Source organism: Candidatus Diapherotrites archaeon (assembly GCA_040755695.1).
Lineage (GTDB): Archaea > Iainarchaeota > Iainarchaeia > Iainarchaeales > 1-14-0-10-31-34 > JBFMAK01.
The window spans coordinates 1-1,670 of sequence record JBFMAK010000020.1 but is presented as its reverse complement, the minus strand read 5'-3'; the positions used below and the strand labels follow the sequence as shown (position 1 = coordinate 1,670).

The following is a 1,670-nucleotide window of genomic DNA, read 5'->3' as shown; positions in this document are numbered from 1 at the left end:
GTTAGCGCGCCAAACCGATGGGATAGTCATGTTTTCACCGGGATGGCTAAAGGTAACACTTGATGATCATGCCAGTACAAATCCCAGCCGCCATTGAGCAACAAAGTGCGCAGAGCAGCCAGAGCATCACTGGTTTGTTCACTCCAGTGCATCCCCTGGTGTTTCTGGCGGCGAGCAACGATCAGGTCATTGGCTTTTTCGGTGTGAGCACTGCCGATGTATTTTTGCTGGATACGGCGCTTCTGGTAATTGGGAATGTAGGTGCGGCGATTGTCAAGATATTTAATCAGTTCATCGAGTTTCTCGATATTTTTGGCCTGTGGGCGGTATTCTTCGAGAATATCTATCATCTCCTGTACTTGGCCATGCCAAAGGTGACGGAGGAGCAAACTCAGCAAAGCATCTTTGGCTTTGCGACCTCGGCAAATCAAGCTGGTCAAGTCGTAGCATTTCTTGCGAGCGTGATACCAATCCAAAATCAATTCGGTAAACGCCCAAGTAGCGAGATGTTCTTTGAAGAAGTTGGTAATCCAACGAGCTCCATCACCCAACAGGGTGACTTTGGCGGTGACCCCACCGCCACACAGTACAAGCAGCAAATACAACTGCTGCAAAACCATTGTTGCCGAGCCGCTCAGATAGCGATAGCCTTGCTCGGTGCGTACATAAGCCGTACGCAACTCCAGAAAACGACGTTTCTGCGGACGGCGCACTTCGACATCGTCGGTACTGGCAATGATCTGCCCCGGCTGAACTTCGGGTCCAAGACATCTCAAATCCGCAGCATCCAAGGTTGCTTCACTACGGCGGGCTTGCATGACACGTTCCCAATCCTCCTTGGTTACACCTTCTGGAGGACAGGGATCTGGTTGAGCCAGTGCAAGTTCCACGGCGGTGTTCAATTCTGCTGGCCAGGCAGCCAGACGACGCGGTTCCTTTGCCAGGGTCAGTTGGGCTTGCAGTCCTCCCAGATGCGGGCGCTCGTTCAGAGCCTTTACTTCCGCTTGTTCAACCTCTCGAATGATTTGACCATGCCTACATACCCAACGCCGTTCTTGTGTTTCGGAAATCACTTCAGGATCATGTGTCATCCAACCCAGCAATCGCTGGCTCGTCCCAAATGGCAAATCCTGTGCCAGCAGACAAACCCACTCTTGCAATCCCCGCGTCGTCACCTGACCTTCGTGGGCAGGCAAACCCACATTGCCAGGCAGTGTGTGCTGTTTTTCGCCCGATTGATAACAGACCTGCCGGGGCAATCGCAAGACACCCAACCGACTGGCTACTTTCAACGTATCATATCCGTCGCCAGTAACGCTTCCAGGATGCTCCTGGCGAAAACGCTCCACCAGAAGACGATCCGTCAAACGCCATTGCTCTATCATCATCTGACGCATGGTTTCCCAGCCTATCTTCATTACCGTGCTTTCCATTCCATCCAAGTATCCCTGTGGCGTAACATCTGCAAGACTGACTATCGGCATGTTACTTCGCCAAAGCTCTGTCATCTCTTCAGGATTGTCAATATCGTCAATCCGCGCTATCATCATTACCAGTTGGCTCATATGGGTCTCCCGATGATCGCCTTTCGGCGGTATAGAGACATCGAGGATACTCCTGTGAGCCAATTTTTATCAAGGGCGCGCCCCATTACTTTGGCGCGCTAACAA

At 51.9% G+C, this 1,670-nt stretch carries 1 protein-coding gene; it reads right to left on the bottom strand.

Annotated features, from left to right (window positions below):
* Positions 1–26: 26 nt before the first annotated feature.
* Complete coding sequence (locus tag AB1467_07415) at positions 27–1,565, bottom strand: hypothetical protein (protein ID MEW6296083.1); 1,539 nt, start codon at positions 1,563–1,565, stop codon at positions 27–29.
* Positions 1,566–1,670 lie beyond the last annotated feature (105 nt).